This window comes from Shewanella sp. 4_MG-2023, from assembly GCF_030548015.1.
GTDB lineage: Bacteria > Pseudomonadota > Gammaproteobacteria > Enterobacterales > Shewanellaceae > Shewanella.
The window spans coordinates 38634-65380 of record NZ_JAUORL010000014.1 but is presented as its reverse complement, the minus strand read 5'-3'; the positions used below and the strand labels follow the sequence as shown (position 1 = coordinate 65380).

General features: G+C 40.0%; 21 protein-coding genes. 12 read left to right on the top strand and 9 right to left on the bottom strand.

Going from position 1 to position 26747, the window contains the following annotated elements:
• The first annotated feature begins 184 nt into the window (after nucleotides 1–184).
• Complete coding sequence (locus Q4546_RS09835; RefSeq protein WP_102439808.1) at nucleotides 185–691, top strand: cupin domain-containing protein; 507 nt, start codon at nucleotides 185–187, stop codon at nucleotides 689–691.
• 112 nt (nucleotides 692–803) lie between these two features.
• On the opposite strand, the gene Q4546_RS09830 is transcribed toward Q4546_RS09835, so the two are convergent.
• Nucleotides 804–2399, bottom strand: coding sequence for a BCCT family transporter (locus Q4546_RS09830; RefSeq protein ID WP_102439809.1), 1596 nt, complete (start codon nucleotides 2397–2399; stop codon nucleotides 804–806).
• 393 nt (nucleotides 2400–2792) lie between these two features.
• Between Q4546_RS09830 and Q4546_RS09825 the strand changes: the two genes are divergently transcribed.
• Entirely contained in the window at nucleotides 2793–4346 is a 1554-nt protein-coding gene (locus Q4546_RS09825; RefSeq protein ID WP_303446187.1) for an AbgT family transporter, read from the top strand.
• A gap of 86 nt (nucleotides 4347–4432) precedes the next feature.
• Here Q4546_RS09825 and Q4546_RS09820 read toward each other — a convergent pair whose 3' ends face one another.
• On the bottom strand, nucleotides 4433–5839 hold the full coding sequence (locus Q4546_RS09820) for an MATE family efflux transporter (protein WP_303446186.1): 1407 nt from the start codon (nucleotides 5837–5839) through the stop codon (nucleotides 4433–4435).
• Nucleotides 5840–5953: 114 nt separating this feature from the next.
• Here Q4546_RS09820 and Q4546_RS09815 point away from each other — a divergent pair, with 114 nt between their 5' ends.
• Nucleotides 5954–6844, top strand: coding sequence for a LysR family transcriptional regulator (locus Q4546_RS09815; RefSeq protein ID WP_102439812.1), 891 nt, complete (start codon nucleotides 5954–5956; stop codon nucleotides 6842–6844).
• A gap of 70 nt (nucleotides 6845–6914) precedes the next feature.
• Here the strand turns inward: Q4546_RS09815 and yfaE are convergent, their stop codons facing one another.
• The 5 genes from yfaE to ubiG all read right to left on the bottom strand — a co-directional run bounded on the left by yfaE (nucleotide 6915) and on the right by ubiG (nucleotide 12725).
• Nucleotides 6915–7253 (bottom strand): class I ribonucleotide reductase maintenance protein YfaE, encoded by a 339-nt coding sequence (gene yfaE / locus Q4546_RS09810; protein WP_102476838.1) that lies wholly within the window; start codon nucleotides 7251–7253, stop codon nucleotides 6915–6917.
• Nucleotides 7243–8373: a class Ia ribonucleoside-diphosphate reductase subunit beta gene (gene nrdB / locus Q4546_RS09805; protein ID WP_102439814.1), complete on the bottom strand. Its 1131-nt coding sequence runs from the start codon at nucleotides 8371–8373 to the stop codon at nucleotides 7243–7245. Before nrdB ends, yfaE begins: the two co-directional genes overlap by 11 nt.
• 55 nt (nucleotides 8374–8428) lie before the next feature.
• Nucleotides 8429–10717 carry a class 1a ribonucleoside-diphosphate reductase subunit alpha gene (nrdA, locus tag Q4546_RS09800; protein ID WP_102476837.1) on the bottom strand — a complete coding sequence of 763 codons (2289 nt, stop codon included), beginning with the start codon at nucleotides 10715–10717 and terminating at the stop codon, nucleotides 8429–8431.
• Nucleotides 10718–11180: 463 nt separating this feature from the next.
• On the bottom strand, nucleotides 11181–11849 hold the full coding sequence (locus Q4546_RS09795) for an HAD family hydrolase (RefSeq protein ID WP_102476836.1): 669 nt from the start codon (nucleotides 11847–11849) through the stop codon (nucleotides 11181–11183).
• A 150-nt stretch (nucleotides 11850–11999) separates the two neighbouring features.
• On the bottom strand, nucleotides 12000–12725 hold the full coding sequence (gene ubiG, locus Q4546_RS09790) for a bifunctional 2-polyprenyl-6-hydroxyphenol methylase/3-demethylubiquinol 3-O-methyltransferase UbiG (RefSeq protein WP_102439817.1): 726 nt from the start codon (nucleotides 12723–12725) through the stop codon (nucleotides 12000–12002).
• 356 nt (nucleotides 12726–13081) lie between these two features.
• Here ubiG and gyrA point away from each other — a divergent pair, with 356 nt between their 5' ends.
• Nucleotides 13082–15784 (top strand): DNA gyrase subunit A, encoded by a 2703-nt coding sequence (gyrA, locus tag Q4546_RS09785; RefSeq protein ID WP_102439818.1) that lies wholly within the window; start codon nucleotides 13082–13084, stop codon nucleotides 15782–15784.
• 80 nt (nucleotides 15785–15864) lie between these two features.
• Here gyrA and Q4546_RS09780 read toward each other — a convergent pair whose 3' ends face one another.
• Nucleotides 15865–17010, bottom strand: coding sequence for a serine hydrolase (locus Q4546_RS09780; RefSeq protein ID WP_102476835.1), 1146 nt, complete (start codon nucleotides 17008–17010; stop codon nucleotides 15865–15867).
• Between the two features lie 311 nt (nucleotides 17011–17321).
• On the opposite strand from Q4546_RS09780, the gene serC reads away from it, so the two are divergent.
• Nucleotides 17322–18413, top strand: a complete 1092-nt coding sequence (gene serC, locus Q4546_RS09775) for a 3-phosphoserine/phosphohydroxythreonine transaminase (RefSeq protein ID WP_303446185.1) — start codon at nucleotides 17322–17324, stop codon at nucleotides 18411–18413.
• Between the two features lie 108 nt (nucleotides 18414–18521).
• On the opposite strand, the gene Q4546_RS09770 is transcribed toward serC, so the two are convergent.
• Entirely contained in the window at nucleotides 18522–19712 is a 1191-nt protein-coding gene (locus Q4546_RS09770; protein WP_303446184.1) for an amino acid aminotransferase, read from the bottom strand.
• Nucleotides 19713–20135: 423 nt separating this feature from the next.
• Between Q4546_RS09770 and aroA the strand changes: the two genes are divergently transcribed.
• From aroA to pyrF, 7 genes are all read left to right on the top strand, one after another.
• On the top strand, nucleotides 20136–21416 hold the full coding sequence (gene aroA, locus Q4546_RS09765) for a 3-phosphoshikimate 1-carboxyvinyltransferase (protein ID WP_102439822.1): 1281 nt from the start codon (nucleotides 20136–20138) through the stop codon (nucleotides 21414–21416).
• Between the two features lie 175 nt (nucleotides 21417–21591).
• Entirely contained in the window at nucleotides 21592–22269 is a 678-nt protein-coding gene (cmk, locus tag Q4546_RS09760) for a (d)CMP kinase (RefSeq protein WP_102439823.1), read from the top strand.
• A 92-nt stretch (nucleotides 22270–22361) separates the two neighbouring features.
• Nucleotides 22362–24050, top strand: a complete 1689-nt coding sequence (rpsA, locus tag Q4546_RS09755; RefSeq protein ID WP_277869102.1) for a 30S ribosomal protein S1 — start codon at nucleotides 22362–22364, stop codon at nucleotides 24048–24050.
• Nucleotides 24051–24122: 72 nt separating this feature from the next.
• Nucleotides 24123–24410 carry an integration host factor subunit beta gene (gene ihfB, locus Q4546_RS09750; protein WP_076536501.1) on the top strand — a complete coding sequence of 96 codons (288 nt, stop codon included), beginning with the start codon at nucleotides 24123–24125 and terminating at the stop codon, nucleotides 24408–24410.
• Nucleotides 24411–24532: 122 nt separating this feature from the next.
• Nucleotides 24533–24832: a LapA family protein gene (locus tag Q4546_RS09745; protein WP_102439825.1), complete on the top strand. Its 300-nt coding sequence runs from the start codon at nucleotides 24533–24535 to the stop codon at nucleotides 24830–24832.
• Nucleotide 24833: 1 nt separating this feature from the next.
• The gene (gene lapB, locus Q4546_RS09740; RefSeq protein WP_102476829.1) at nucleotides 24834–25994 is read left to right on the top strand and encodes a lipopolysaccharide assembly protein LapB; all 1161 of its coding nucleotides are present in this window, start codon (nucleotides 24834–24836) and stop codon (nucleotides 25992–25994) included.
• 27 nt (nucleotides 25995–26021) lie between these two features.
• The gene (gene pyrF, locus Q4546_RS09735) at nucleotides 26022–26717 is read left to right on the top strand and encodes an orotidine-5'-phosphate decarboxylase (RefSeq protein WP_102439827.1); all 696 of its coding nucleotides are present in this window, start codon (nucleotides 26022–26024) and stop codon (nucleotides 26715–26717) included.
• Nucleotides 26718–26747 lie beyond the last annotated feature (30 nt).

The window sequence follows — 26747 nt, the reverse complement described above, 5'->3', positions numbered from 1 at the left end:
AAAATTGATAAGTTAATCTGAATCACAGATAAGAATATATGTGTCTCTGGTTATATTAATACCTGAAAATTTAACAAGTTGGTGAAGGGGCTATTGGATCAGATAAATAGGTAGCCGGCTGAGTACTTTTTTATGAAAGTGCTTAAGTTAAAGTTGGCAATTTATTTACGATAAGGAACAAGCTATGAAAAATAATCTGTCAAAAATGGCAAAAGTATCGGGATTTTACTTAATTATTTCGATATCTATAACTTTTCTGACGTCGTGTGCCTTTGTAAAAAATACAGATTCGAATGAAACTAACGCTATAAATAATGAATCAAATAGTCATATTCAATCTAGTATTGTTAACTTTGAAAACACCCATAAGACAGCTTACGATGGTAGTGATTTCTACACCTATTTTTACGGCGAAACAATAGGCACCAAGGATACAATTGTGGGTTTGGCAATTATAGAACCTAACAACGAAATTCATCCGCCTCACCAACATGCTGAAGAGGAGTATTTATACATTGTAGAAGGCTCGGGTATTTGGACGTTAAACGGCGTAGAAACACCTGCAAAAACTGGCGATGTATTGTATGTTTCCCCCTGGGACTTACACGGCATATTTAATACTGGCGATGTATCAATGAAGTTTTTTATTACTCGAGCAAGTAGTAAAGGCGTTAATGTCGAAAAACCTTAACCGGTGAAATAATAGTCAGCTTTAATGCAAAAAAAACCAGCAAATCTATTTTTAATAGTATTTTGCTGGTTTTATATTCTACTTAATGGAATTTTAATTAGAACTACAATTATTACTTAGCGTAGTTTTTCTGGTTAATATCCATTTCCGATTTCAAACCCATTGTTAAGCTTACACACATTGTCAGTAAGATAATGGTGAAAGGGAGTCCTGTGGATATAGCGCCCGCTTGAAGGGCTTGTATCGCTTCTGTACCACCAACATACAATAATACCGCTGCAATAGCGCCTTCTGTGGTTGCCCAAAAGATACGTTGTGGCACTGGTGCATCAATCTTACCACCGGATGTAATACTGTCTATGACCAGTGAAGCCGAGTCAGATGAAGTAATAAAGAACACCATGATCAATATGATTGAAAGAATCGAAATTATCGAAGTCATTGGCATTACGTCAAAAGCCTGAAATAACGCTAGCGTGATATCTGTTAACCCATTGGCACCTAATTCACCGACTTGATTGATGATTTGATCAATAGCATTGCCGCCAAATGTTGCCATCCAAAAAATAGTAATCGCTGTTGGTATCAATAGTACGCCAAGTAGGAATTCTTTTACTGTTCTACCGCGAGAAATACGTGCAATAAACATCCCCACACATGGTGACCAAGATATCCACCACGCCCAGTAAAATACTGTCCAGCCATGCATCCAAGCTTCGTCTTCTCGACCATGTGGATTGCTTAATGGAATAATATTTTCAATATAGCCCATGATAGTAATCGGTAAATAGGTCAGAGTGACGGAAAAAGTCATTATTATGATAAATAACAATAAAGCAAAAGCTGCCAGTAAATTAATATTGCTGAGAACTTTAACGCCGCCGTGCATACCGCGAATCACTGAAAATATGGCTAATGAAGTAACAAATGCAACAATAATAAGTTGAGTTGAAATGCCATTACTGATCCCAAATACATGACTTATACCACTGGCAGCTTGTTGAGCGCCCAAGCCTAGTGATGTTGCTAAACCAAACAGAGTGGCAAGCACTGCCAATATATCAATGATATGACCAAACCAACCCCAAGTTCTATCACCTAAAATAGGGTAGAACGCAGAGCGCATAGACAGGGGTAAGCCTTTATTGAATGTGAAGAAGGCCATTGATAATGCTACTACCGCATATATTGCCCATGGGTGTAGACCCCAATGGAACATGGTAGCACCTAGAGAAGCTTTAATGGCTTCATCAGTAAATGGCTCGACACCACCGGGCGTTTCAAACCAACCAGTATAATGAGCTGCAGGTTCTGCTAAGCCCCAAAACATCAGCCCAATGCCCATTCCTGCTGCAAATAGCATCGCCATCCATGAAAATATAGAATATTCGGGTACTGCGTCATTGCCACCAAGGCGGATTTTTCTAAAGGGAGAAATAATTAAGGCGATACAAAATAGTAAGAAAAAGTTTGCAGACCACATGAAAAGCACATCAAAATTATTGATTATTTTCCATTTAACGCCATCGAGTGCTGCTTTTGCAGTGCTTGCATCGACTGAAAGTAATGCAATTAGAAAAACAGCGATTAAGCCTGCACTGATACCAAAAACAGGATTGTGGATATCAAAACCCCATTTCTGGATATTATCTTGTCCCACTTCGTAGTCAGTATTATTAATACTGTATTTGTCTTTTGATTGACTCATGTGCCCTCAATAACTCATTTTATAGTAACTATTTTTATTAAAGGTTAACAGATTTAGACCCTGAGTGATGAGTGTTTTTATAATAAAAAATACCGCAAGTTACTGATGTTAATTGGTTGTTTGTTATGTTGCCACCTTGGGTTTGTCTGTTTTTTTTTAGTAGTGCTGTAATTGTCAATATATCTAAACTGCGGAATAAAGTTCTGAATATTGTGTTTGATGCTTTTTTTATAAGCATTGTGGCTCTTTTTTTAAGTTTGCTTAAAGGTTGGTTTAATAAACTGAAAAATACAAAAATTCAAAAATAGATATAACCTCTATCCACTAGCGATAAATGTTGATGGCATTTATGCTTTGCTAATGGATTAAGGTATCAATGAAGGTAGGGCTAAAATGACAACTACAAGTGAGTCTTCAGAAAAAGCACCCGGCTTTTTAGGAAGAGCATTAGATGGTATTGAGCGAGTGGGTAATAAATTACCAGATCCTGCAATGCTATTCTTAATTTTGATGTTTGCCGTATGGGCTATCTCAGCTTTATTGTCTGGGGTAAGTTTTGAGGCAATTGATCCAAGAACCGATAGTCCAATCGTGGTTAATAATTTGCTTAGCGCTGAAGCATTAACGCACTTTTTAACCTCTATGGTGTCTACCTTTACCGCGTTTGCCCCATTAGGGGTGGTCCTTGTTGCCATGTTAGGTGTCGGCGTTGCAGAGCAATCGGGTTTTATCAATACCGCGCTGAAGCAAATGCTAAAAATAACCCCGGCAAAGTTTTTAACACCAGCGGTTGTGTTAGTGGGGATTATTTCTCATACCGCAACTGATGCGGGTTATGTGGTCGTTATCCCACTTGCTGGGGTGATATTTTTTACTGTTGGTCGCCATCCATTAGCTGGTATTGCCGCGGCGTTTGCAGGGGTATCAGGCGGTTTTTGCGCCAACTTTATTCCCTCAGGAATTGACCCACTATTACAAAGCTTTACTCAGTCGGCAGCGCAAATTGTCGATCCTGATATTCAAGTCAACCCACTCAATAATTGGTTCTTTGCAGCTTCATCATGTATCCCAATTACCTTAACAATTTGGTATTTAACCGATAAAATTCTTGAGCCAAGACTTAATCGTAGCCATAAAGTAAAGCGTGAAGAAGTTGATTTACCAGCAATGGAAGAGGTTACTTCTAAAGAAATAAATGCATTTAGAGTGGCATCGGCGGTGATGTTGGCGGCGATAGTTGGCTTTTTCTCATTAACTATTCCTGAAACATCAACCTTACGCGATGCTAGTGGTTCGTTAACCAGTTTTAGTGCGCCATTGATGCAATCAATTGTGCCGTTAATCTTTATCTTCTTTGTATTGCCAGGTTTGGTTTATGGCTTTATGACTGGCACCTTTAAAAGTTCAGCCGATGTGGTGCAGGCGATGTCAAAATCAATGAGTGGCATGGCGCACTATATTGTAATGGCGTTTTTCTGTGCCCAGTTTGTCGCTGCATTTTCAGCGTCAAACCTTGGTGCGTTAATTGCGGTAGAAGGCGCAGGCGGCTTAAAAGCCATGAACTTGCCTGCTGAAGTTACCGTTATTGGCATGGTAATTTTAGTTGGTTTCGTTAACCTATTTGTTGGTTCATCGTCGGCTAAATGGGCACTGATTGGGCCGGTACTGGTTCCTATGTTGATGCAGCTCAATATTAGCCCAGATTTATCCCAAGCCGCTTACCGAGTGGGCGATTCAAGCTCTAATATCATTACCCCATTGATGCCATACTTCCCGTTGGTGGTAGTTTACTGTCAACGTTATGTGAAAGGCATAGGCATTGGTACGTTAATTTCTATGATGCTGCCATTTAGCTTGGCATTGTTGTCTATTTGGAGCGCTTGGTTATTGATCTATTGGTCAATTGGTTTCCCATTAGGCCTTGGTGCAAGTTACACCTACGGTTAACCCCTTAATGATTTAGGCCTACAGTCTACAATCGAATAAACTAAAAAGGACTGCATTTGCAGTCCTTTTGTATATTTGCACAGCGCTTACGCGTGCACACTCGTTGTTTGGGGACTTTGCTGTACTACCGCTACAGGCTGGTGTTGTTCGTCGATCTTTTTAATGCGTTTTAGTTCATTAAATACCATCGGCATCAGTAAAAGACATAAGCTTATATTGGAAAGTGGCACAGCCAGCCAAATACCATTGACCCCAATCATCAACGGCAAAAGCATCAAAAATGGAAGTTGGATCAGCATATTACTTATCGAAATGGTTAAGGATTTACGGCCTTGATTAACGGCCATAAAATACACTGTGGCCACAAAGATAATACCGTCCAAGATTAACGCAAACAGATGTAATCGAATTCCGATTAAAGCTTCAGCCATTAATGCGCCATCGCCATGACTGAACAGCTGCAGCACATTGCTAGGAAACAAGTTTAATACTACAACCAATAACAGTGCGAAAATACAAACGACTTTTGTCGCAAGAATCACCGTTGTTTTGATGTTGGCTATTTGTTTTTTGCCGTAATAATAACTTACCGGTGGCTGCATACCCCCAGCAATCCCTTCTGCTATGAGATAAAACATTGTGGCGATATAGCCGATAATCGCGAAGGCGGCGACATGCACAGCCGAGCCGTAAACCATGAATGAGTAGTTATGTAAGGCAATAATAAAGCTAAAATACATGAACATAAACAAACTGGATAAGCCTAATGCCATTATAGAACCCATAGTCTTAACGTTAATGACATTCAAAGAAAATTGTAATTTAGTATTCGATTTACTCGACATAAAATAACAGCCGCCTAATATCACGACTAAGGTTTGAGAAATCATGGTAGCCAACGCAGCACCATGCAAACCCATTGGGTAAAGGACAATCAGCAGGTAATCCAATATGATATTTACACAGGCACCTAGCACCATAAGTTGTGTCGCGATAGCCGGGTTTTCATCATTACGAATTAACAGTGGTATTGCAGTAGCCGCGGTTGTAAAAAATGCGCCATAAACAAAAACGTCTATATAGGCTATTGCCATAGATAAGTTCTCACCTTCAGCTTTTTGTAATAACAATAAGTCTTTAGCAAAAAATTGAATGAACAGCGCAGCCATTATGCTAAAGCCAATGAGCAGGGCGATGGCATTATTTAAAATGCGTTTTGATTTTATAGGGTTATTCTCGCCACGGCTGATCGATAATAAGCTGCCTGCACCCATGCCTATCATCATGCCAACACCAATAATACCGCTGATAATTGGCCAAGCGAGGTTGATCCCAGCAAGCCCCTCGAAACCAATGTAATGGCCAACGAAGATACCGTCGATGATTTGATATAAGCCACTGACTAGCATTGCGCTAATCGATGGAATGGCATATTTCCAATAATGTTGCTTCACATTATTAGGGTTAACTTTTTGAGATATGATTAACGACATTTTTTAAGGCTTGTTGAGAATGAAGCATCATTATCGCACCATATAAGATAGACTAAAGTTGGTTACTATCCGCTAAACGGATAGATTGTTAATGATTCAATTAAGAGTATGAATATGAATTGGTCTATAGAGCAATTACAAGCATTTGTTACTGCCGTGAATTTAGGTTCATTTTCTGCTGCTGCCCGTTCTTTAGGAAAAGCGCAGTCAAGGATAAGCAGTGCTATAGCTAACTTGGAAATTGATTTAGGTTTTAAATTATTTGATAGATCTGGGCGTTTACCTGTGCTGACAGAGCAGGGCGAACAAATGTATATTGAAGCCAATGCCGTTATAGCACAATGTGAGCGTTTAAATGCTAGAGCTATGTCGGTAATGACTGATGATGAATTGTCGCTAACAATCGCTATTGACGAAGCTGTACCTATCTCTATTTTCGAAGATTTCTTTGATAAAACCGCTCACCAATTTCCATTATTAAAACTGACTATCTTAAATGGAACCCGAGACGATATTGCACAGTGGGTTGAAATAGGAAAGGCTGATTTAGGTATTTTGTTCTTGGGTGAACAACTGAGTGACAGTTTAGAGTTCTTTACCATTGATAGTTTTCATCAATCTCTAATTGTTGCACCGAAACATCCGTTAGCGTCAATACCAGTGCCAAATATTTCACAATTAAACATGTATAAACAATTTGTTATTTGTGACTTAGAAACCACAGGTAAACCTATTTCAGCTAATTGTTGGCACGTGGACAGCTATTATTATATTACTTCTCTCGTTGCCCGTGGTTTAGGTTGGGCCTTAGTACCGGAGCATATTGCCCATTCAGATTGGTATACAGGCGAGATAATTGAGTTAAGCTGTTATCACATATCGGATTCACTCACCATTGAAATGGGATTAGTGAAGCGACGGGATAAAGGTGCGGGACACATAATGAACTGGATGTTTGGTGAGGTGGAAAAAATGTTCATCGCAGCTAAAAAAGAAAGAATATAATTCAATTTTTATGTCTATCAAAGATGCTATTACTAAAAGTCAGGTCATGACTTAGCGTTAATTAGTGATATTACTCAGTCACTAATAAATGTCTGCGTTGTTGAACGTAAATATTACTGGGTTCATCTGTGGTGAGATCTAAATCAATATTGCTATCGGGTACGCAGCAACATGGCAGGCATTCATCAGCTTCTAACTCAACAAGTGGCTCAGTGATATAGCTCACCTTACCACTAATGATTTTGGTTTTACAGGCACCACAAAAACCACGTCGACATTCAGAGAAGACGTTGACTTTTTTTATTTCTAATACTTCTAAAAGCGTGTGTTGCTGTTGATTAAACAGCAACACAGGTTCCCCATTTAAGCTAACAATGGGGGCTTTTTTTAAATGTCTATTATAGGTCAAAATCTAAAAACTCATCACTATCAACAGCTGAATCAATTTGTCCTACTAAGTAAGAAGAGACTTCTACTTCTTGTGGGGCAACTTGTACCGCATCACTTTCAAGCCAGTTTTTCATCCAAGGAAGTGGATTAGTTTGCTCAGCATAAGGCTGTTTTAAATTAACCGCTTTCATGCGCTGGTTAGTAATATATTCAACGTACTGACATAAAATCTGTTCATTTAAGCCAATCATTGAACCGTCTTTAAATAAGTACTGTGCCCACTGCTTTTCTTGTTCTGCAGCTTTATAAAAGATGTCATAGGCTTCTTGCTCACATTCAGCCGCAATTTCACCCATTTCAGGATCGTCTTTTCCACCTTGCATAATATTTAAAATATGCTGAGTACTATTAAGGTGTAATGCTTCATCACGGGCAATCAAACGAATAATTTTTGCATTGCCTTCCATTAAGTTACGTTCAGCAAAAGCAAATGAACATGCAAAGCTAACATAAAAACGAATTGCTTCTAATGCGTTGACTGACATCATGCATAAATACAATGATTTTTTAAGAATACGGCTATTAACAGTAATTTCTTTACCGTTGATGAGGTGCGTGCCTTGTCCGTGTAGATTCATCACTTGGGTTAATTCAATCAAGTCATCATAATATTGAGCGATATCACCGGCCCGTTTTAAGATTTCTTGGTTGACGACGATGTCATCAAAAACTACTGAAGGATCATTAACAATATTACGAATAATATGGGTATATGAACGAGAGTGAATAGTTTCAGAGAAAGACCAAGTTTCAATCCAAGTTTCAAGCTCAGGTAACGACACTAATGGCAATAATGCTACGTTTGGTGAGCGGCCTTGAATTGAATCAAGTAAGGTTTGGTATTTGAGGTTTGAGATAAAAATATGCTTTTCATGCTCAGGTAAACTTTGATAATCGATTTTATCTTTACTTACATCTACTTCTTCCGGACGCCAGAAAAAGGATAATTGTTTTTCAATTAACTTTTCGAACACTTCATATTTTTGTTGATCGTAACGTGCAACGTTAACGGGTTGTCCCATGAACATAGGTTCATACATTGGGTTGTTCGGAGTTTGACAGAAAGTAGAGTAAGCCATTTTTATATCCCAAAAAAGCGGGGAAAACTCCCCGCGTTTATATGCTAATTAGTGATTAAATCTTACAAGCGCCGCTTGCACAACCATCGTCTTCTTTTTCAACGACAGTGATGTCATCAAACTGATCCGATGCACCATCACGGGTGTTGTGATAGTAAAGGGTCTTAACCCCAAGCTTATAAGCGGTGAGCAAATCTTTCAGTAAGGTTTGCATAGGCACTTTTTGATTATCAAATCGTGTCGGGTCGTAATTGGTATTTGATGAGATTGCTTGGTCCACAAACTTCTGCATCAAAGCGACTAACTGTAAGTAACCCTCATTATTTGGCATATTCCAAAGTAATTCATACTTATCTTTAAGTTCATCAAAGTCAGGTACAACTTGCTTTAATTGACCATCTTTACTGGCTTTAACACTGATCAGGCCACGTGGTGGTTCAATGCCATTGGTTGCATTAGAAATTTGCGATGATGTTTCAGACGGCATTAATGCCGAAAGAGTGGAGTTACGCAGGCCGTGCTGTTTAATATCGGCACGTAAACCTTCCCAATCCATGTGTAATGGCTCGTCACAAATTTTATCCAAGTCACGTTTATAGGTATCAATGGGTAAAATACCTTGAGCGTACGTTGTTTCATTGAACAAAGGACATGCGCCTTGCTCTTTTGCTAAATTGTTTGATGCTTTCAATAAGTAAAATTGAATTGCTTCAAAGGTTTTATGGGTCAAGTTATTACCTGAGCCATCAGAATATTTCATGCCATTCTTAGCAAGGTAATTAGCGAAGTTAATCACACCTATGCCTAGAGTACGACGATTCATAGAACCAAGTTGCGCTGAAATGATTGGGTAATCTTGATAATCAAGCAAGTTATCTAATGCACGTACTGCTAAGTCAGCTAATGGTTCTAGCTCTGATAAATCTTTGATAGCACCAAGGTTTAATGCTGATAATGTACAAAGGGCAATTTCACCATTTGGATCATCAATATTCTTCAACGGTTTAGTTGGCAAGGCGATTTCTAAACAAAGGTTTGATTGCTTAATTGGCGCAACTTGCGGATCAAATGGGCTGTGAGTATTGCAGTGATCAACATTTTGAATGTAGATTCGGCCTGTTGATGCACGCTCTTGCATCATCAATGAAAATAATTCAACTGCTTTAATCTCTTTACGACGAATGCTTAAGTCAGCTTCATACTGAAGGTATAGACGTTCAAATTCGTCTTGATCAGCGAAGAAAGCGTCGTATAAACCTGGCACATCAGATGGGCTGAATAGGCTGATGTTTTGACCTTTGATTAAACGTTGGTACATCAATTTGTTTAGCTGTACACCGTAATCAAGATGGCGAACACGGTTGTCTTCAACACCACGGTTATTTTTAAGTACCAGTAACGATTCAACTTCTAAATGCCATAACGGGTAGAATAGGGTAGCTGCACCACCACGTACGCCGCCTTGAGAGCACGATTTAACCGCTGTTTGAAAGTATTTGTAAAATGGTAAGCAACCGGTATGGAATGCTTCTCCACCGCGAATAGGGCTACCTAATGCACGGATACGACCGGCATTGATCCCAATACCTGCGCGTTGACTAACGTATTTTACAATTGAAGATGCGGTCGCATTGATAGAGTCAAGGCTGTCGTCACATTCAATTAATACACATGAGCTAAATTGACGTGTCGGAGTACGTACACCTGCCATGATTGGGGTTGGTAAAGAAATCTTAAATGTTGAAGCCGCGTCATAAAAACGTTTGATGTAATCTAAACGGGTGTCTTTTGGGTAACGCGCAAATAAACAAGCTGCCACTAAAATATACAGGAACTGAGCACTTTCATAAATTTCGTTAGTGACGCGGTTTTGAACTAGGTATTTGCCTTCAAGCTGTTTAACTGCAGCATAAGAAAAGTTCATATCGCGCCAGTGGTCAATATAACCATCTAAAATGGTTAATTCTTCTGACGTGTAATCTTCTAAAATATGCTTATCGTATTTGCCAAGTTCAACCAAGCGAGTGACTTGATCAACTAACTTCGGTGGCTCAAATTGGCCAAAAGCTTTTTTACGTAAATGAAAAACAGCAAGTCTTGCAGCGAGGAATTGATAATCAGGCGCTTCTGGTGAGATTAAGTCTGCTGCTGCTTTAATAATGGTTTCGTGGATTGCTTCAGTTGGAATACCGTCAAAGAATTGTAGATGAGAACGTAATTCAACTTCTGAGACTGAAACGTTTTTCAATCCTTTAGCTGCCCACTCGATAACGCGATGAATTTTGTCTAAATCGATTGTTTCGCGTTCGCCACTGCGTTTTGTGACTGTCATATTGCTGTTCATTAAAAAAGCCTTGATTGTAAAATAGTTTGCGTGATTTAAATTTTGGATCTTTTTTAATCGTCTCGTTTACGATCGCCATTAAATCACAATACGTTCCCTTGTAAGTTGATCATCCATAAGCACTAACAACGTAATATATCCAAGAAATACGAGTGTTATTTGAAGACCCAAAGCAGAAAAAGCCTTGTGTCTTGTTCTGATGTCACACACAAGATATGGTGTTTAATTAAAACTTACATACAAGATAGTGAGGTTTGGGGCGATTTGCAAGCAGCAATTTAGTGAATAAGTTGTGGATATCTTATGTATAGTGGCCAATGTTAGTGAAGGCTAACCTGCTAGGTCAAAATACACGATATTTTGTTGGTTAAGATTAATATTTAGCCGAAAAAAAACGTGAGCTCGATCGCTACAATATTCGGCGATCGATTGTTTTGTTAACAAAATTATTTGCTATTTATATTTAAGATTTGTTAAGGAAAGCCTGATGTAAGTCGGCAACCTTGCTGAACTGAAAATCACTCGGCCATTCATTGGGTTTATCTTGCTCTGACAAATAACCCCATAATGCGATAGCGCCTTTCATCCCAGCATTACGGGCGGCAATTAAATCCCTTTCAGCATCACCTATATATAGGATGTCCTGTGGCAGGCAATTAATTTGCTGGGCAGCAAGTAACATTGGCGCGGTATGTGGTTTGGAGTGCTGGGTGGAGTCACCACTGATAATCGCAGTGAGTTTGTGCTCGATGTTTAAGGCCTTAACCAATGGCCGAGTAAAACGGGCTTGTTTATTAGTAACAACACCATAAGGGATGTCACGTTGCTCTAATAACAACAGAAAATCATCAAAACCGCTAAATAATGATGCTTTTTCACCATTGACCCGTTGGTAATGCACTAACAAAGCTTGCTGAACTTCGATTTGTAACTCATGGGAAAGCTCAGGTATACCGGCTTTTACAAGCGCCAAACTACCATGGGAGGCAGCAGAGCGTAAGTTATCAATACTTTTACTAGCGATACCGCGCTCTTGCAAACTTAAATTTAATGCATGGACAAGATCTGGGGCTGTATCAGCTAATGTACCGTCTAAATCAAAGAGTACACCTTTAATCTTGTTCATAGTTATCCTAAGCGTGCTGAAGTTATTAGCGATTACTTAATCCGATTATGAATTAAGTGAAGGATTAAAGTAGTAATGTCACTGATTCACTGCAGTATTACTACTTTAATATTGTTCTACTATTTATGGCTGGCTATTAAAGATGACGATGTGATACTAATCAGCTTTTTGGGTGGCGATCATATAATTAACGTCAACTTTATTCGTGTACTTATATACACCCGTTAAAGGATTAAAGCTTATCCCAAGAGCATCACGGCAATGAAGCTCTGTTTGGTCAACCAAATTGATTAACTCAGACGGTTTAATGAACTTACTGTGGTCATGCGTGCCAACTGGCAGCATCTTTAAAACATATTCAGCGCCAACAATTGCTTGAATATATGACATCAGGTTACGGTTAATGGTTGAAAAGAACACATAACCGTTAGGTTTAATCATATCGCAGCATGCTTTAATCACTGATAATGGGTCAGGGACGTGCTCTAACATCTCCATGCATGTGACCACATCATAATAGCCTTGATGTTGCTGTGCATGTTCTTCTGCGGTCATGGTTTGATATTGGATATCGATGCCAGTTTCTAATGCATGCAGTTTAGCCACTTCAATTTGCGCTTCACCCATGTCTAAACCTGTTACATTGGCACCAATTTTAGCCATGCTTTCTGACAAAATACCACCACCACAACCGATATCTAATACTTGCTTACCAAAAATACCACCACTGGTTTGATCGATATAATTAAGGCGTAATGGGTTAAGTTGATGCAAAGGCTTGAAACTGCCATTAGGATCCCACCAAGACTGGGCCATTTGGGCAAATTTTTCTATTTCTTGATGATCTACATTTTGCGGCGTGGTTTGTTCTTGGTTAGACATGTCGAGAACCCATTAATTATTAGTATTTATTGCAGGTATTATAACCATTAGATTGAATAAACATAGTGAGATGAAGCAAGATTTCACTTTGGTTGACGGAATATTGCTCAATGTCTGCCCATAAAAACGACATCAGTTTTTTATGGGGCAATTTATCAAAATGAAATACGCAAATAATGTAATAGAGATTGTTGAATTTAAAGATTTTTTGACAGCTTTTATCCTCGCGTTAATATTTCCTTGTTCTAGGGTCTAGCCTCTTTAAATATCTGTGTTAGAATGCCAAATCACGTTTTTGAGCTACACAATAAAATGGAATAATTATTGTGCGCTAATTTTAGGGGAACGAGCAGTTTATGACTGATCTGGCATCATCAATTTCGCCAATTAACATCGAAGACGAACTAAAGAATTCATATTTAGATTATGCAATGAGTGTAATCGTAGGTCGTGCATTACCTGACGTTCGTGATGGGTTAAAACCTGTTCACCGTCGTGTGTTATTTGCCATGAACGAGTTGAAAAACGACTTCAATAAGCCTTATAAAAAATCAGCTCGTGTTGTTGGTGACGTAATTGGTAAATATCACCCACATGGTGACACGGCCGTGTACGATACGATTGTTCGTATGGCACAACCATTCTCAATGCGTTACACGCTCGTTGACGGCCAAGGTAACTTTGGTTCTGTTGATGGCGATTCAGCAGCGGCGATGCGTTATACCGAAATTCGTATGCGTAAGTTGGCACATTCTTTATTAGCTGACTTAGAAAAAGAAACCGTAGATTTTGTACCTAACTATGATGGTACTGAATTTATCCCAGCGGTTTTACCTACTCGTGTACCAACATTATTAATTAATGGTTCGTCTGGTATTGCGGTTGGTATGGCAACAAATATCCCGCCACATAACATTTCAGAAGTGATTAAAGGCTGTTTAGCATTAATTGAAGAACCTGAGTTATCTATTGAGCAATTAATGGATTACATCCCAGGTCCTGATTTCCCGACAGCAGCCAGCATTAATGGTCGTAAAGGGATCATTGACGCGTATAAGACCGGTCGTGGCCGTGCGATTATGCGCTCAAAAGCTGAAATTGAAGACAATAATGGCCGTGAGCGTATTATTGTTACTGAAATCCCATATCAGGTTAACAAAGCCCGCTTGATCGAAAAGATTGCTGAGCTTGTTAAAGATAAAAAGATTGAAGGTATTACTGGTCTACGTGATGAATCTGATAAAGACGGTATGCGCATCGTTATCGAGATCAAACGTGGCGAAGTCGGTGAAGTTGTTTTAAACAACTTATATGCGCAAACTCAAATGCAATGTTCTTTTGGTATTAACATGGTGGCATTGACCAATGGTCAGCCTAAACTGTTTAACCTGAAAGAAATGCTAGAGTGCTTCATTCTTCACCGTCGTGAAGTGGTGACGCGCCGTACTGTATTTGAATTACGTAAAGCCCGTGAACGTGCTCATATTCTTGAAGCATTGGCTATTGCATTAGCTAACATTGATCCAATCATTGCACTAATTAAAGAATCGCCAACCCCTGCGGAAGCGAAAGTAAAATTAGTGGCACAAGGTTGGGATCTTGGTAACGTTCAAGGCATGCTTGAAAAAGCCGGTGATGATGCTGCTCGACCTGAATGGTTAGAGCCAGAGTATGGTATCCGTGAAGGCAAGTACTTCCTGACTGAGCAACAAGCACAAGCTATTCTTGAGCTACGTTTACATCGCCTAACAGGTTTAGAGCACGAGAAGATTCTTTCAGAATACGAAGAGTTACTTGAGTTCATTGCAAGCTTATTATTCATTCTTCGTAGTCCTGAGCGCTTGATGGAAGTGATCAAAGAAGAATTAGAAGAAATGCTTGAGCAATACGGCGACCCACGTCGTACTGTTATTAACCAAAACGAAGTTGATATGAGTCTAGAAGACTTAATCAATGAAGAAGATGTAGTCGTAACACTTTCTCATATGGGTTACGCCAAGTACCAACCGTTAACTGACTATCAAGCTCAGCGCCGCGGTGGTAAAGGTAAAGCTGCTACTAAAGTAAAAGATGAAGATTTCGTCGAAAAACTATTAGTTGCCAATACCCATGATACGATTTTATGTTTCTCTGATTTTGGTAAAATGTATTGGTTGAAAGTTTATCAACTACCACTGGCAAGCCGTACCGCTCGTGGTCGCCCAATCATTAACTTATTACCATTGTCAGATGGTGAGCGTATTACTGCAATTCTACCTGTTCGTGAATATGCAGATGACAAATATATTGTTATGGCTACCGCTCACGGCACCGTGAAGAAAACCGCATTAACGGCTTACAGTAACCCACGTGCGAACGGTATTATTGCCGTTAACCTTAAAGACGACGATCAACTAATTGGTGTTGATATTACTGACGGTAGCAACGACATCATGTTGTTCTCAAACGAAGGTAAAGTGGTTCGCTTTAACGAAAAAGTACGTGATTCAGAAACCGGTGAAGTGAAGAAAGATCCTGAAACTGGTGAAGACATGATTGCGATTCGTCCAATGGGCCGTACAGCAACAGGTGTTCGTGGTATCAAACTTGAAGATGGTCAGAAAGTTGTTTCGATGATCATTCCGAAAGTAGAAGGTGATATTCTAACTGTCACTGAAAACGGTTATGGTAAACGTACTGATTTAGCTGAATATCCAGCTAAGAGCCGTGGCACTAAAGGTGTGGTTTCAATCAAAGTAAGTGAACGTAATGGTGCTGTAGTAGGCGCAGTTCAAGTTACTGAAACTGACGAAATTATGCTAATTAGTGATAAAGGCACCTTGGTTCGTACACCATCTGCTGGCGTGTCGTTGATTGGTCGTAACACCCAAGGCGTAACGATTATCCGCACTGCAGAAGATGAGAAAGTCGTTGGCTTGCAGCGTATCGAAGAAATTCAAATGGATGAATCTGAACTTGATGCTGAAGCAGAAGGTCAAACAGTAGAAGGCGAAGTAGTTGCAACTACTTCTGATGCTGAAAACCCTGCAACAGATACACCTGCACAAGATGACGAATAAGTTATTCTAGTGACAAAAAAGGATGCCAATTGGCATCCTTTTTTATTGCTTGTCATTTATAGATGATAATGACGTCCGAATTAGTTTTGCTGTTTAAATACATCATGCCAAAAAGCAGAACTCAATTTAGCAATAACTCTCGACTCACCATTCAATAGCATTACCATGCCGATATTCAGCTCGGGAGAATAGGAAATTTCAGCAACATAACCCGCTACCCAACCAGCGTGATAAATTAATGGCCGGCCTTCAAACTCATATACCCGCCATCCTTTGCCGTAATAAGCATTATCAAGGTAGGTACGCCAATCTCGGCGGCGAAGCTCCTTGGTTGTTTTAACGCCTGGCGTCGTCACATCATTAATCACAGCGCTTGAAAGTACAGCAGGTTTCTCGCCTAAGTTGGCGATTAACCACTTGGACATATCAGTAATGCTCGCATTGACGCCTGCCGCTGGAGCCAGTTCATAGTAGTTTGGTTTTACTGATACTTTTTTAAAGCCTGATTTAGTCTTAATGTGTGGCTCTGCGCGATTTTTTTCCGCCATAAATGCTGTATAGCCTGTTGAGGCGTTATTCATCTCTAGTGGCTTAAAGATGCGTTTTTCAATGTAGTTCTCGTAGCTTAGGCCACTTTTTTGCTCAATGGCAGATTCGATAAATGAAAAGGCTACATTCTGGTAGCTATAGCAAACGCCAGGCCTGCACATTGGGGTTATTTCTGAAAACTTATTTAGAATTTTATCCTTGCTTACATTGGCATTGACTAAGTTATCGTAGCTATTTGGCATTAAGCCTGTGCTTTGACCGATAATATGGCCTAGGTTAATTTTCTGACTGGCTTTAGGATCAGCTAATACAAAGCTTGGAAGATAAGCATTTATCGGTTGTTGCCAGTCAAGTTTATTTTCCTGGACTAACATACTGGCCAGAGTACCTGCAAAGGTTTTAGATACAGATGCAAGTCGAAACACCGTATTGGCATTTACATTTAAAGCGCTACCTTTGCTGCGTTTACCGTAATAACTGAGCTTTAGAATCTTGTCGCCTTCGACAATAACAAACGCACCGCCCGGGACTTTGTTCTTTTTAAGTTGCTGATGAAATTTTTGCTTAAATTTATCAGATACGCCGTTATAAATTGAAGCATGTGTTGGCTTACTGACAAGGACAGTGCTTATTGCTAAAGAAAGCGTGCCTACGATAAAAGCCGATTTTGAAAACATGTAAATATCCATGACCGCGTTACGGTATTTATTATTCTAGTTAACACTGACACAAGGCCAATCTCCAAAGAGACTATAACCTAATGCTTTAGTATGACTATTGTTGTGTAATTTTTCTCACTTTACTAGTGATAAATAGCACTTAGTTTTTAAAATAGCGTTGTCGTTTATTGTCATTAACTAGCAATAAAGCTCGACAGAATCAGCATTGATGATTAATTTTCATTTTAGCTGCCAAACAGTTGCGATATACTGCTGAGAATTCGATACATTATGAATGTGTTAACTAAAAACGATATAAGGACAATGCTGTGAGCGCTATTTATAATTTCTGTGCTGGACCTGCCATGTTACCTCAAGCTGTGATGCAAAAAGCGCAGCAAGAATTAATTAACTGGAATGGCTTGGGTGTGTCCGTAATGGAAATTAGTCATCGTAGTAAAGAGTTTATGGCGTTAACCCAACATGCCGAGAAAACCTTACGTACCTTGATGGATATTCCAAAAAACTATCACGTTTTGTTTATGCATGGCGGCGGACGAGGTCAATTTAGCAATGTTGTTAATAATTTCTTAGGTGACAACGGTAAAGCCTTGTATTTAGTTAATGGCCAATGGTCAACGGCTGCGGTAAAAGAAGCGATAAAACTGGTTGGTGAAAACAACATTGATCAAGTCAATATCATTGAAAATTTCGATGGTTTAAATCAGGTGGTGCTGCCTGACTTTAGCGCGCATAGTGACGATTATCGTTATTTGCACTTTTGCGCCAATGAAACCGTTGATGGCATCGAAATTTTTGATGAAATTGAGTGTCCTTGGCCAGTCGTGGTTGATTTGTCTTCAACCATTATGTCGCGAAAAATCGATGTCAGTAAGTATGGTTTGATTTACGCTGGCGCTCAAAAAAATATCGGCCCTTCAGGCTTGTCTATCGTGATTGTCAGAGATGATATGTTGCAGCTACCCAGTTTGCCGCAGTCATCGATTATGGATTACCGTATCGCACAAGCCAATGACTCGATGTTCAATACGCCACCCACGTTCGCCTGGTACTTAGCTGCCGAAGTGTTTGACTGGTTAACATCAGTAGGCGGCGTAGCTGCAATGGAAGCATTAAATCAGCAAAAAGCGCAAATGCTGTATGACTGTATTGATAACAACCCGTTTTATACCAACGGTGTTTGTAAGCAAAACCGTTCACGGATGAATGTGACATTCCAATTAAGCGATAGTAGCTTAGATAGTGAGTTTTTAGCCCAAGCTGAGCACGCAGGCTTGGTCGCCTTAAAAGGTCATAGAGTAGTAGGCGGCATGCGTGCCAGTATTTACAATGCTATGCCGTTAGCGGGTGTGCAGGCGCTGGTTGACTTTATGCAAGCTTTTGCTAAGCAGCATAGCTAAAGCGATACCAAGTTACATTGTTGAGCTTTAGTTATACAGAATAAAAAGCGAATAATGAGCAGTCATTATTCGCTTTTTTAACGCAATTATTGGCTTACAACCAGATAGTTAAAGAATTATTGCGATTGATTTTGCAAGGTAATCAACATTTGTTTCGCTTATACCCGCAATACTCATACGGCTTGAGCCGACCATATAAATGCTATGTTCTTTTTTAAGGGTTTCAACTTGCTCAGCATTAATCCCTAAGAAAGAGAACATGCCTTTTTGGTTAGCAATAAAGCTGAAATCTTGTTTAACCCCTTGTTCTATTAATTTGTTGACCAACATTTGTCGATTGCCATTAATGCGGTTGCGCATAACGGTTAACTCATCTAACCATTGCTGCTTTAATTGTGCGTCACCTAAAATGGTTTCAACAAGGGCAGCGCCATGAGCTGGCGGCATTGAGTAAATACAACGCACTACATACAAGAGTACAGAAAAAGCAATATTCGCCTTAGTACTATCTTTAGCCATAATGCTACAAGCACCAATTCGTTCACGGTATAAACCAAAGTTTTTAGAACATGAACTACATAAGATCATTTCTTCAACTTGAGCGGCCATTTGACGAACGCCGTAAGCATCTTCATCAACGCCATCGCCAAACCCTTGATATGCCATATCAATTAATGGGGTAAAACCTTGCTTAGCGGTAATGCTGATGACTTCATCCCACTGGGCATTGGTTAAATCCATGCCGCTTGGGTTATGACAACATGCATGTAGTAGTACCACATCGTTACTACCGATCTTATTTAATGCCGCTTTCATTTCATCAAATTTTAGAGTTTTCGCATCGTAATCATAATATGGGTAAGTTTTTACAGTGATGCCAGCGGCTTCAAATAAGCCGGTATGGTTAGCCCAGGTTGGATCGCTCACCCATAACACGGCATTAGGATTACAGTTTTTAATAAATTCAGCAGCAACGCGCAGGGCACCGGTGCCACCAGGCGTTGATACCGTTCGGATACGGTCAGCAATTAATGCACTGTGAGCTTCGCCAAATGCTAGTTCTGTCATCAAAGTATTAAACTGAGGAGAACCAGTAGGGCCAATATAAACCTTAGTCGTTTCAGACTCAGTGCGCAGTCGCTCTGCTGTCTTTACACAATCAAGAATAGGCGTATTGCCGATTGGGTCTTTGTAAACACCAACCCCGAGGTCAATCTTCTGTGGGTGAGTGTCTTGGCGGTACTGAGTAAGTAAACCAAGAATGGGATCTGCAGGCATTGCAGTTAACGCGTTAAACATGGCCATTGACCTTATAGTATTAAAAATAAAAGTAGGGTTTTGTTTAGCATAACGTGGTTTAAATACTGATTGAAATGGCTATTTCTAGAAACTACCTAAAATAAAGATTTTACTTAGTTTAAAGTTTACACTTTTACCAAAAAAGTCATTTATTTGCTTAATGAAGTTGGCTGTTTGGGTCATAAAAATGGCCGAGTTGCGCTTTTTTTACGCAAATAATTCAAGTTCAGCGTAAAACTGTCATTTAATTTCAGTTATCCCTTGAATCATTGGCTGCAATCAGTAAATTTGTATTCAAGAATAATTTATTAAGTTTATACCATCTAATTCGTATAGATAAATTGACAAAGACGTCATTTTCTCTTTAGCCCATACACATTTATTCTTCCGTAGCAGGGAGAAGACATTTAAGAAGAACTTGTAATGAAACAATTGCGTCTTGATCCGATCCAAAAAGTAAATGGCGTTGTCAATATTCCTGGCTCTAAGAGTATTTCGAATAGAGCGCTGTTATTAGCAACCTTAGCCGAAGGCAGAACCACGCTAACAAATCTGCTTGATTCAGATGATATTCGCTATATGTTGGCATCATTAAAGCAATTAGGCGTTGATTACCAATTATCTGAAAATAACACCGTATGTGAGCTACAAGGCTTAGGTAAGCCTATTACGGCGGAACAAGCGCAAAGCTTATTTTTAGGTAATGCGGGGACAGCAATGCGGCCTTTATGCGCGGCATTGACACTGGGCAGTGGCGAGTTCACCTTAACGGGCGAACCACGTATGGAAGAGCGTCCTATTGGCGATCTTGTTGATGCACTACGTCAACTCGGTGCTGAAGTGAGCTATCTTAAAAATGATGGTTTTCCACCGCTGACGATTAATGCCAATGGTTTAAATGGCGGTGATGTTGAGATAGCGGGGGATTTATCCAGTCAGTTCCTCACAGCTTTGTTAATGGTAGCGCCATTAACCAAAGACACGGTTAATATCACCATTAAAGGTGAGTTAGTGTCTAAACCATATATTGATATCACTATCGCACTAATGGCCCGTTTTGGTGTTGAAGTGATCAATCATGACTACCGCCGTTTTGAAATACCTACAGGTCAGAAATATGTTTCCCCAGGTAAAGTGCTAGTTGAAGGCGATGCATCCTCTGCTTCATACTTTCTTGCTGCTGGCGCAATTCAAGGCGGTGAAGTCAAAGTGACCGGTGTCGGTAAACTCAGTATTCAAGGCGATGTTAAATTTGCTGATGTACTCGAAAAAATGGGCGCAGACATCGAGTGGGGCGACGATTTTATTATCGCGCGCCAAGCAAAATTAACCGCGGTTGATTTAGACATGAATCACATTCCAGATGCGGCAATGACCATTGCAACTGCGGCATTATTTGCCGAAGGCACCACACGTATCACAAACATTTACAACTGGCGCATTAAAGAAACCGATCGTCTTGCAGCAATGGCCACTGAATTACGTAAAGTCGGTGCAACCGTTGACGAGGGTCATGACTATATTACCGTTACGCCACCAGCTGTTTTAAATACAGCAGCAATTGACACTTACAACGATCACCGAATGGCGATGTGTTTTTCAATGCTGGCTTTTGCTGATTGCGGTATTACCATTAATGATCCAGATTGCACCTCTAAAACCTTCCCAGCCTATTTTACTGAATTTGCACGTATCGGTGAGTAAAGCGCTTGGTTTAAGTCTTAAATATGACGGCAGTCAATATACTGCCGTCATTTGATCTTGATTGAATATCGTAAATTTTCTCCAGTATTTTGCTGTAAATTGTTGTACAATGCCGCCCGCTCATTTTGATGAACCTTTTTATATTCATGGAAGATTGTTTTTTTCGGAGGAATTTATGTCTGAACGTGCTCCAGTAGTCACAATCGACGGACCAAGCGGTGCAGGAAAAGGGACCATATGCCAACTCGTCGCTGAGCGACTTGAATGGCACTTACTAGATAGCGGCGCTATCTATCGTGTTTTAGCCCTTGCAGCCATTCATCACGATGTTGAATTAGAAAATGAAGAGGCGATCACCTTACTTGCTTCTCATTTAGACGTGCAGTTCTTAGCGGGCAGTGACCTTGTAAAAGTCATTTTAGAAGGTGAAGACGTTTCAACCAGTATTCGTACTCAAGAATGTGGTAATGCAGCATCTAAAATCGCTGCTTTACCTCGCGTAAGAGAAGCATTACTGAGACGACAACGCGCTTTTTGTACTGAACCGGGTTTAGTCGCCGATGGGCGTGACATGGGAACAGTGGTTTTTCCTAACGCACCCGCAAAAATATTCCTAACTGCATCCGCAGAGGAAAGGGCGCAGCGACGCTATAAACAGTTGCAGGACAAAGGCTTCGATGTTAATATCGATCGCCTTTTATCTGAAATCATTGAGCGTGATGAGCGCGATATTAATCGCTCTGTCTCACCTTTAGTGCCTGCAGATGACGCGCTAGTTATTGATACTAGTGGCATAGGTATTAATGAAGTGCTTGAGCTTGTGCTTGAACACATCAATAAAAACTTAAGGTAATTTCTTAATTCTGAGAATTTATCAAACAACATTTATATCACGGAAGATGTAAATCAATTAATTGACTCCACATCTAGGATGGATGGTGGTTTATAAAAGAAAGTAATCATAAAATGACTGAATCTTTTGCTGATCTATTTGAACAATCCCTAAATGAACTTGAGTTCCGTCCTGGTTCTATCGTACGTGGCGTAGTAGTACGCATCGAAAACGGTACTGTACTTGTTGACGCTGGTCTTAAGTCTGAAAGCCCTATCTCTGCTGACGAATTCAAAAACGCTCAAGGTGTTTTAGAAATCGCTGTTGGCGATGAAGTTGATGTTGCACTTGACTCTGTTGAAGACGGTTTCGGTGAAACTCAATTATCTCGTGAAAAAGCTAAGCGTCACGAAGCTTGGATTGTTCTAGAAAAAGCGTATGAAGATGCTGAAACTGTAATCGGTATCATCAATGGTAAAGTTAAAGGTGGTTTCACTGTTGAATTAAACGGTATCCGTGCCTTCTTACCAGGTTCTCTAGTAGACGTTCGCCCAGTTCGCGATACTGCTCACCTAGAGTACAAAGAATTAGAATTCAAAGTTATCAAACTTGACCAGAAGCGTAACAATGTTGTTGTTTCACGTCGTGCTGTTATCGAATCAGAAAGCAGTGCCGAGCGTGATGCTCTTCTTGAGAACCTTCAAGAAGGTCAAGCAGTTAAAGGTATCGTTAAGAACCTTACTGACTACGGTGCATTCGTAGACTTAGGTGGCGTTGACGGTCTTCTACATATCACTGATATGGCTTGGAAGCGCGTTAAGCACCCATCTGAAATCGTTAATGTTGGTGACGAAATCAACGTTAAAGTTCTTAAGTATGACCGTGAGCGTACACGCGTATCACTAGGTCTTAAGCAACTTGGCGAAGATCCATGGTTAGAAATCAGCAAGCGCTACCCAGAAAGCACACGCTTAACTGGTCGCGTAACTAACCTAACTGACTACGGTTGTTTCGTTGAAATCGAAGAAGGCGTTGAAGGTCTTGTTCACGTTTCTGAAATGGATTGGACTAATAAGAACATTCACCCATCTAAAGTTGTTAACTTAGGTGATGAAGTTGAAGTTCTAGTATTAGACATCGATGAAGAACGTCGTCGTATTTCTCTAGGTCTTAAGCAATGTAAGACTAATCCATGGGATGATTTCGCTACTCGTTTCAACAAGGGCGATAAAGTTTCTGGTAAGATCAAGTCTATCACTGACTTCGGTATCTTCATTGGTCTTGACGGTGGCATCGATGGTCTTGTTCACCTTTCTGACATTTCTTGGAACGGAACTGGCGAAGACGCTGTTTCTGAGTACAAGAAAGGCGACGAAATCCATGCAGTAGTACTTTCAGTTGACCCTGAGCGCGAGCGTATCAGCTTAGGCGTTAAGCAAACTGAAGACGATCCTTTCAATGCCTACTTGGCAGATAAGAAGAAAGGTACTATTGTAAATGGTGTAGTTACTGCTGTTGACGCTAAAGGCGTTACAATTGAACTAGCTGAAACTGTTGAAGGTTACCTTCGCGTTGCAGATATCTCTCGCGAGCGTATCGAAGACGCATCTACAGTATTCGCTGTAGGTGACAAAGTTGAATCTAAGTTCATGGGCGTAGATCGCAAGAATCGTTCTATCAGCTTATCTATCAAAGCGAAAGATGAAGCAGATGAGAAAGAAGCTATGGCAACTATTAACAAGCAAGAAGATGCTGTTATTAGTAATGCAATGGCTGAAGCGTTCAAGGCAGCTCGTAAGTAATATATCGCCTGTTGTTTGGGGAGTTCGCTCCCCATTAGGCGACTGTTTTGGCTTGATTATAGAGGGTAAAGGATGACTAAATCCGAACTGATCGAAAAGCTTGCCACTGGGCAGTCGCAGTTGTCGGCTAAAGAAGTGGAAAGTGCTATTAAAGAAATGTTGGAGCAAATGGCAACAACATTAGAAGGCGGGGATCGTATTGAAATCCGTGGCTTTGGTAGTTTTTCTCTTCATTATCGTGCACCACGTGTTGGTCGTAATCCAAAAACTGGAACCTCAGTTGACTTGGAAGGCAAATATGTACCGCACTTTAAGCCAGGCAAAGAACTGCGTGAACGTGTCGATGCGGTTAATGTTTAATTAACGCTTGATTAAAAAGCCTCCTTTTGGAGGCTTTTTTGTATCTATTGCACTGCAAAGCTGGTTACTTTAGCAAATATCTTGGATAATCAATTATATTGCGACGTTGAATGGAGACTCACGTGAAATCATTTATTGCCATTGTTATTGTTGGTTTATTCTTTGTCCTAGCTTTACTTTTTGGTGCTAAGAATGAACAAATTGTCACTGTAAGTTATTTTATTGCAGAAGGTCAGTATCGTTTACCCGTCGTACTCGCTGTTGTTTTTTTCAGTGGTTTTGTCATAAGCTGGTTATTTGCTGCTTATTATATTTTAAAATTCAAAATCATATTAAGAAAAAACAAAAAGCAAATTGCCCAATTAACAGAGCAACTGTTAGAACAACAATCTCAACCAATGTCACAGGATACTGTAGCGTAATATGCTTGAAATCCTCTTTCTGTTATTACCTATCGCGGCCGGCTATGGCTGGTATATGGGTCGAAGAAGTATAAGACAGAATCAAAAACAACAAAGTAAAAAACTAAGCCGTGATTATTTTACAGGGCTTAATTTTTTGTTGTCTAATGAATCAGATAAAGCGGTTGATTTGTTCATTACCATGCTAGATGTTGACGATGAAACCATAGATACCCATTTATCTTTAGGTTCATTATTTAGAAAGCGCGGTGAAGTAGACCGCTCCATTAGAATACATCAAAACCTCATCGCTAGACCAAGCCTGACCACAGAGCAACGCGATATTGCCATGATGGAGTTAGGTAAAGACTATTTAGCCGCCGGCTTTTACGATAGAGCTGAAGAAATCTTTATTAATCTTGTTAGTCAAGATGATCACAGCGAAGAAGCTGAAACTGCATTAATATCAATTTATCAAGTCACTAAAGAATGGCAAAACGCCATTAATATTACTAAACGCCTAAGTCGCAAACGCCAGCAAGTTTTAAAACATGTAACCGCTCATTTTTATTGTCAACTCGCTGATGAAGAATCTGGAAACGCTGAAAAAATCAAATATCTCCAACAAGCCATTAAATTAGATGATAAATGTGGCCGTGCTTGGTTAACGCTAGCAAAGATATATCTTGATGCTAACCAAGTAAGCCTATGTAAAAAAAGCTTAGTCGAGTTAAAACTTGCCGATATAGAGTTATTTGCTGATGCCATTGGTATTGCTAAGCAAGTCTACCGCGACAGTAACGATCTTGAAGGTTACCAAACCTTGCTTCAGCAAGCTTTACAAGAAGGCGCTAGCGCGTCAGTAATTATTGCGTTAGCTCAGCATAAAATTCAGCAAGGCTTTAGTGAAAATGCCGAAAAAATGGTGCTCGATCATTTGTATCGACATCCAACAATGAAAGGTTTCCAACATTTAATGCAATTGCATATCAAGCAAGCTGAAGATGGCCAAGCGAAACAAAGTCTTTCAATGCTTGAAAAGTTAGTAGAACAACAAATTAAATTTCGTCCTAGTTATCGTTGTAGCTCATGCGGTTTCCCTGCACACAGCCTTTACTGGCATTGTCCATCATGTAAAGAGTGGGGAAGTATAAAACGCGTAAAAGGGCTAGATGGCGAATAACTAATTTTTTATATTACTGGAGTGAACATGGCAGATAAACCGATTGTAGTGGCCTTAGATTATGACAATAAAAATGAGGCGCTTGCTTTAATCGATAAACTTGATCCTACTATGTGTCGTTTAAAAGTAGGCAAAGAGATGTTTACTTTATTCGGCCCACAACTGGTTAAAGATATCCATGACCGTGATTTTGATTTATTTCTTGATTTAAAATTCCATGATATCCCTAACACTGTGGCTAAAGCGGTATCAGCAGCTGCCGATCTCGGTGTTTGGATGACCAATGTCCATGCAAGCGGCGGTTTAGCCATGATGCAAGCTGCTAAAACGGCATTAGGGAATTATGGTAAAGATGCGCCATTATTAATCGCCGTGACAGTGCTGACTTCTATGAGTGATGAAGACCTCGCGCTATTAGGGATCAATGTGCCAGCTTCAGAACATGTTAAACGCCTAGCAGCGTTAACACAGCAAGCAGGCCTAGATGGTGTAGTGTGCTCAGCTCAAGAAGCAACTATGCTAAAACAAACATTTGGCGGAGACTTTAATTTAGTCACTCCCGGCATTCGCCCCGTTGGCGCTGATGTTGGTGATCAGCACCGTGTTATGACGCCACCAAAAGCAATTGCGGCTGGTTCAGATTATTTAGTAATCGGTAGACCCATTACTAAAGCGACAGATCCATTAGCGTCGTTACAGGCAATCGTTAACTCGCTTAAATAGCAGTTAATAGCGAACATTTTCGCCAGCACT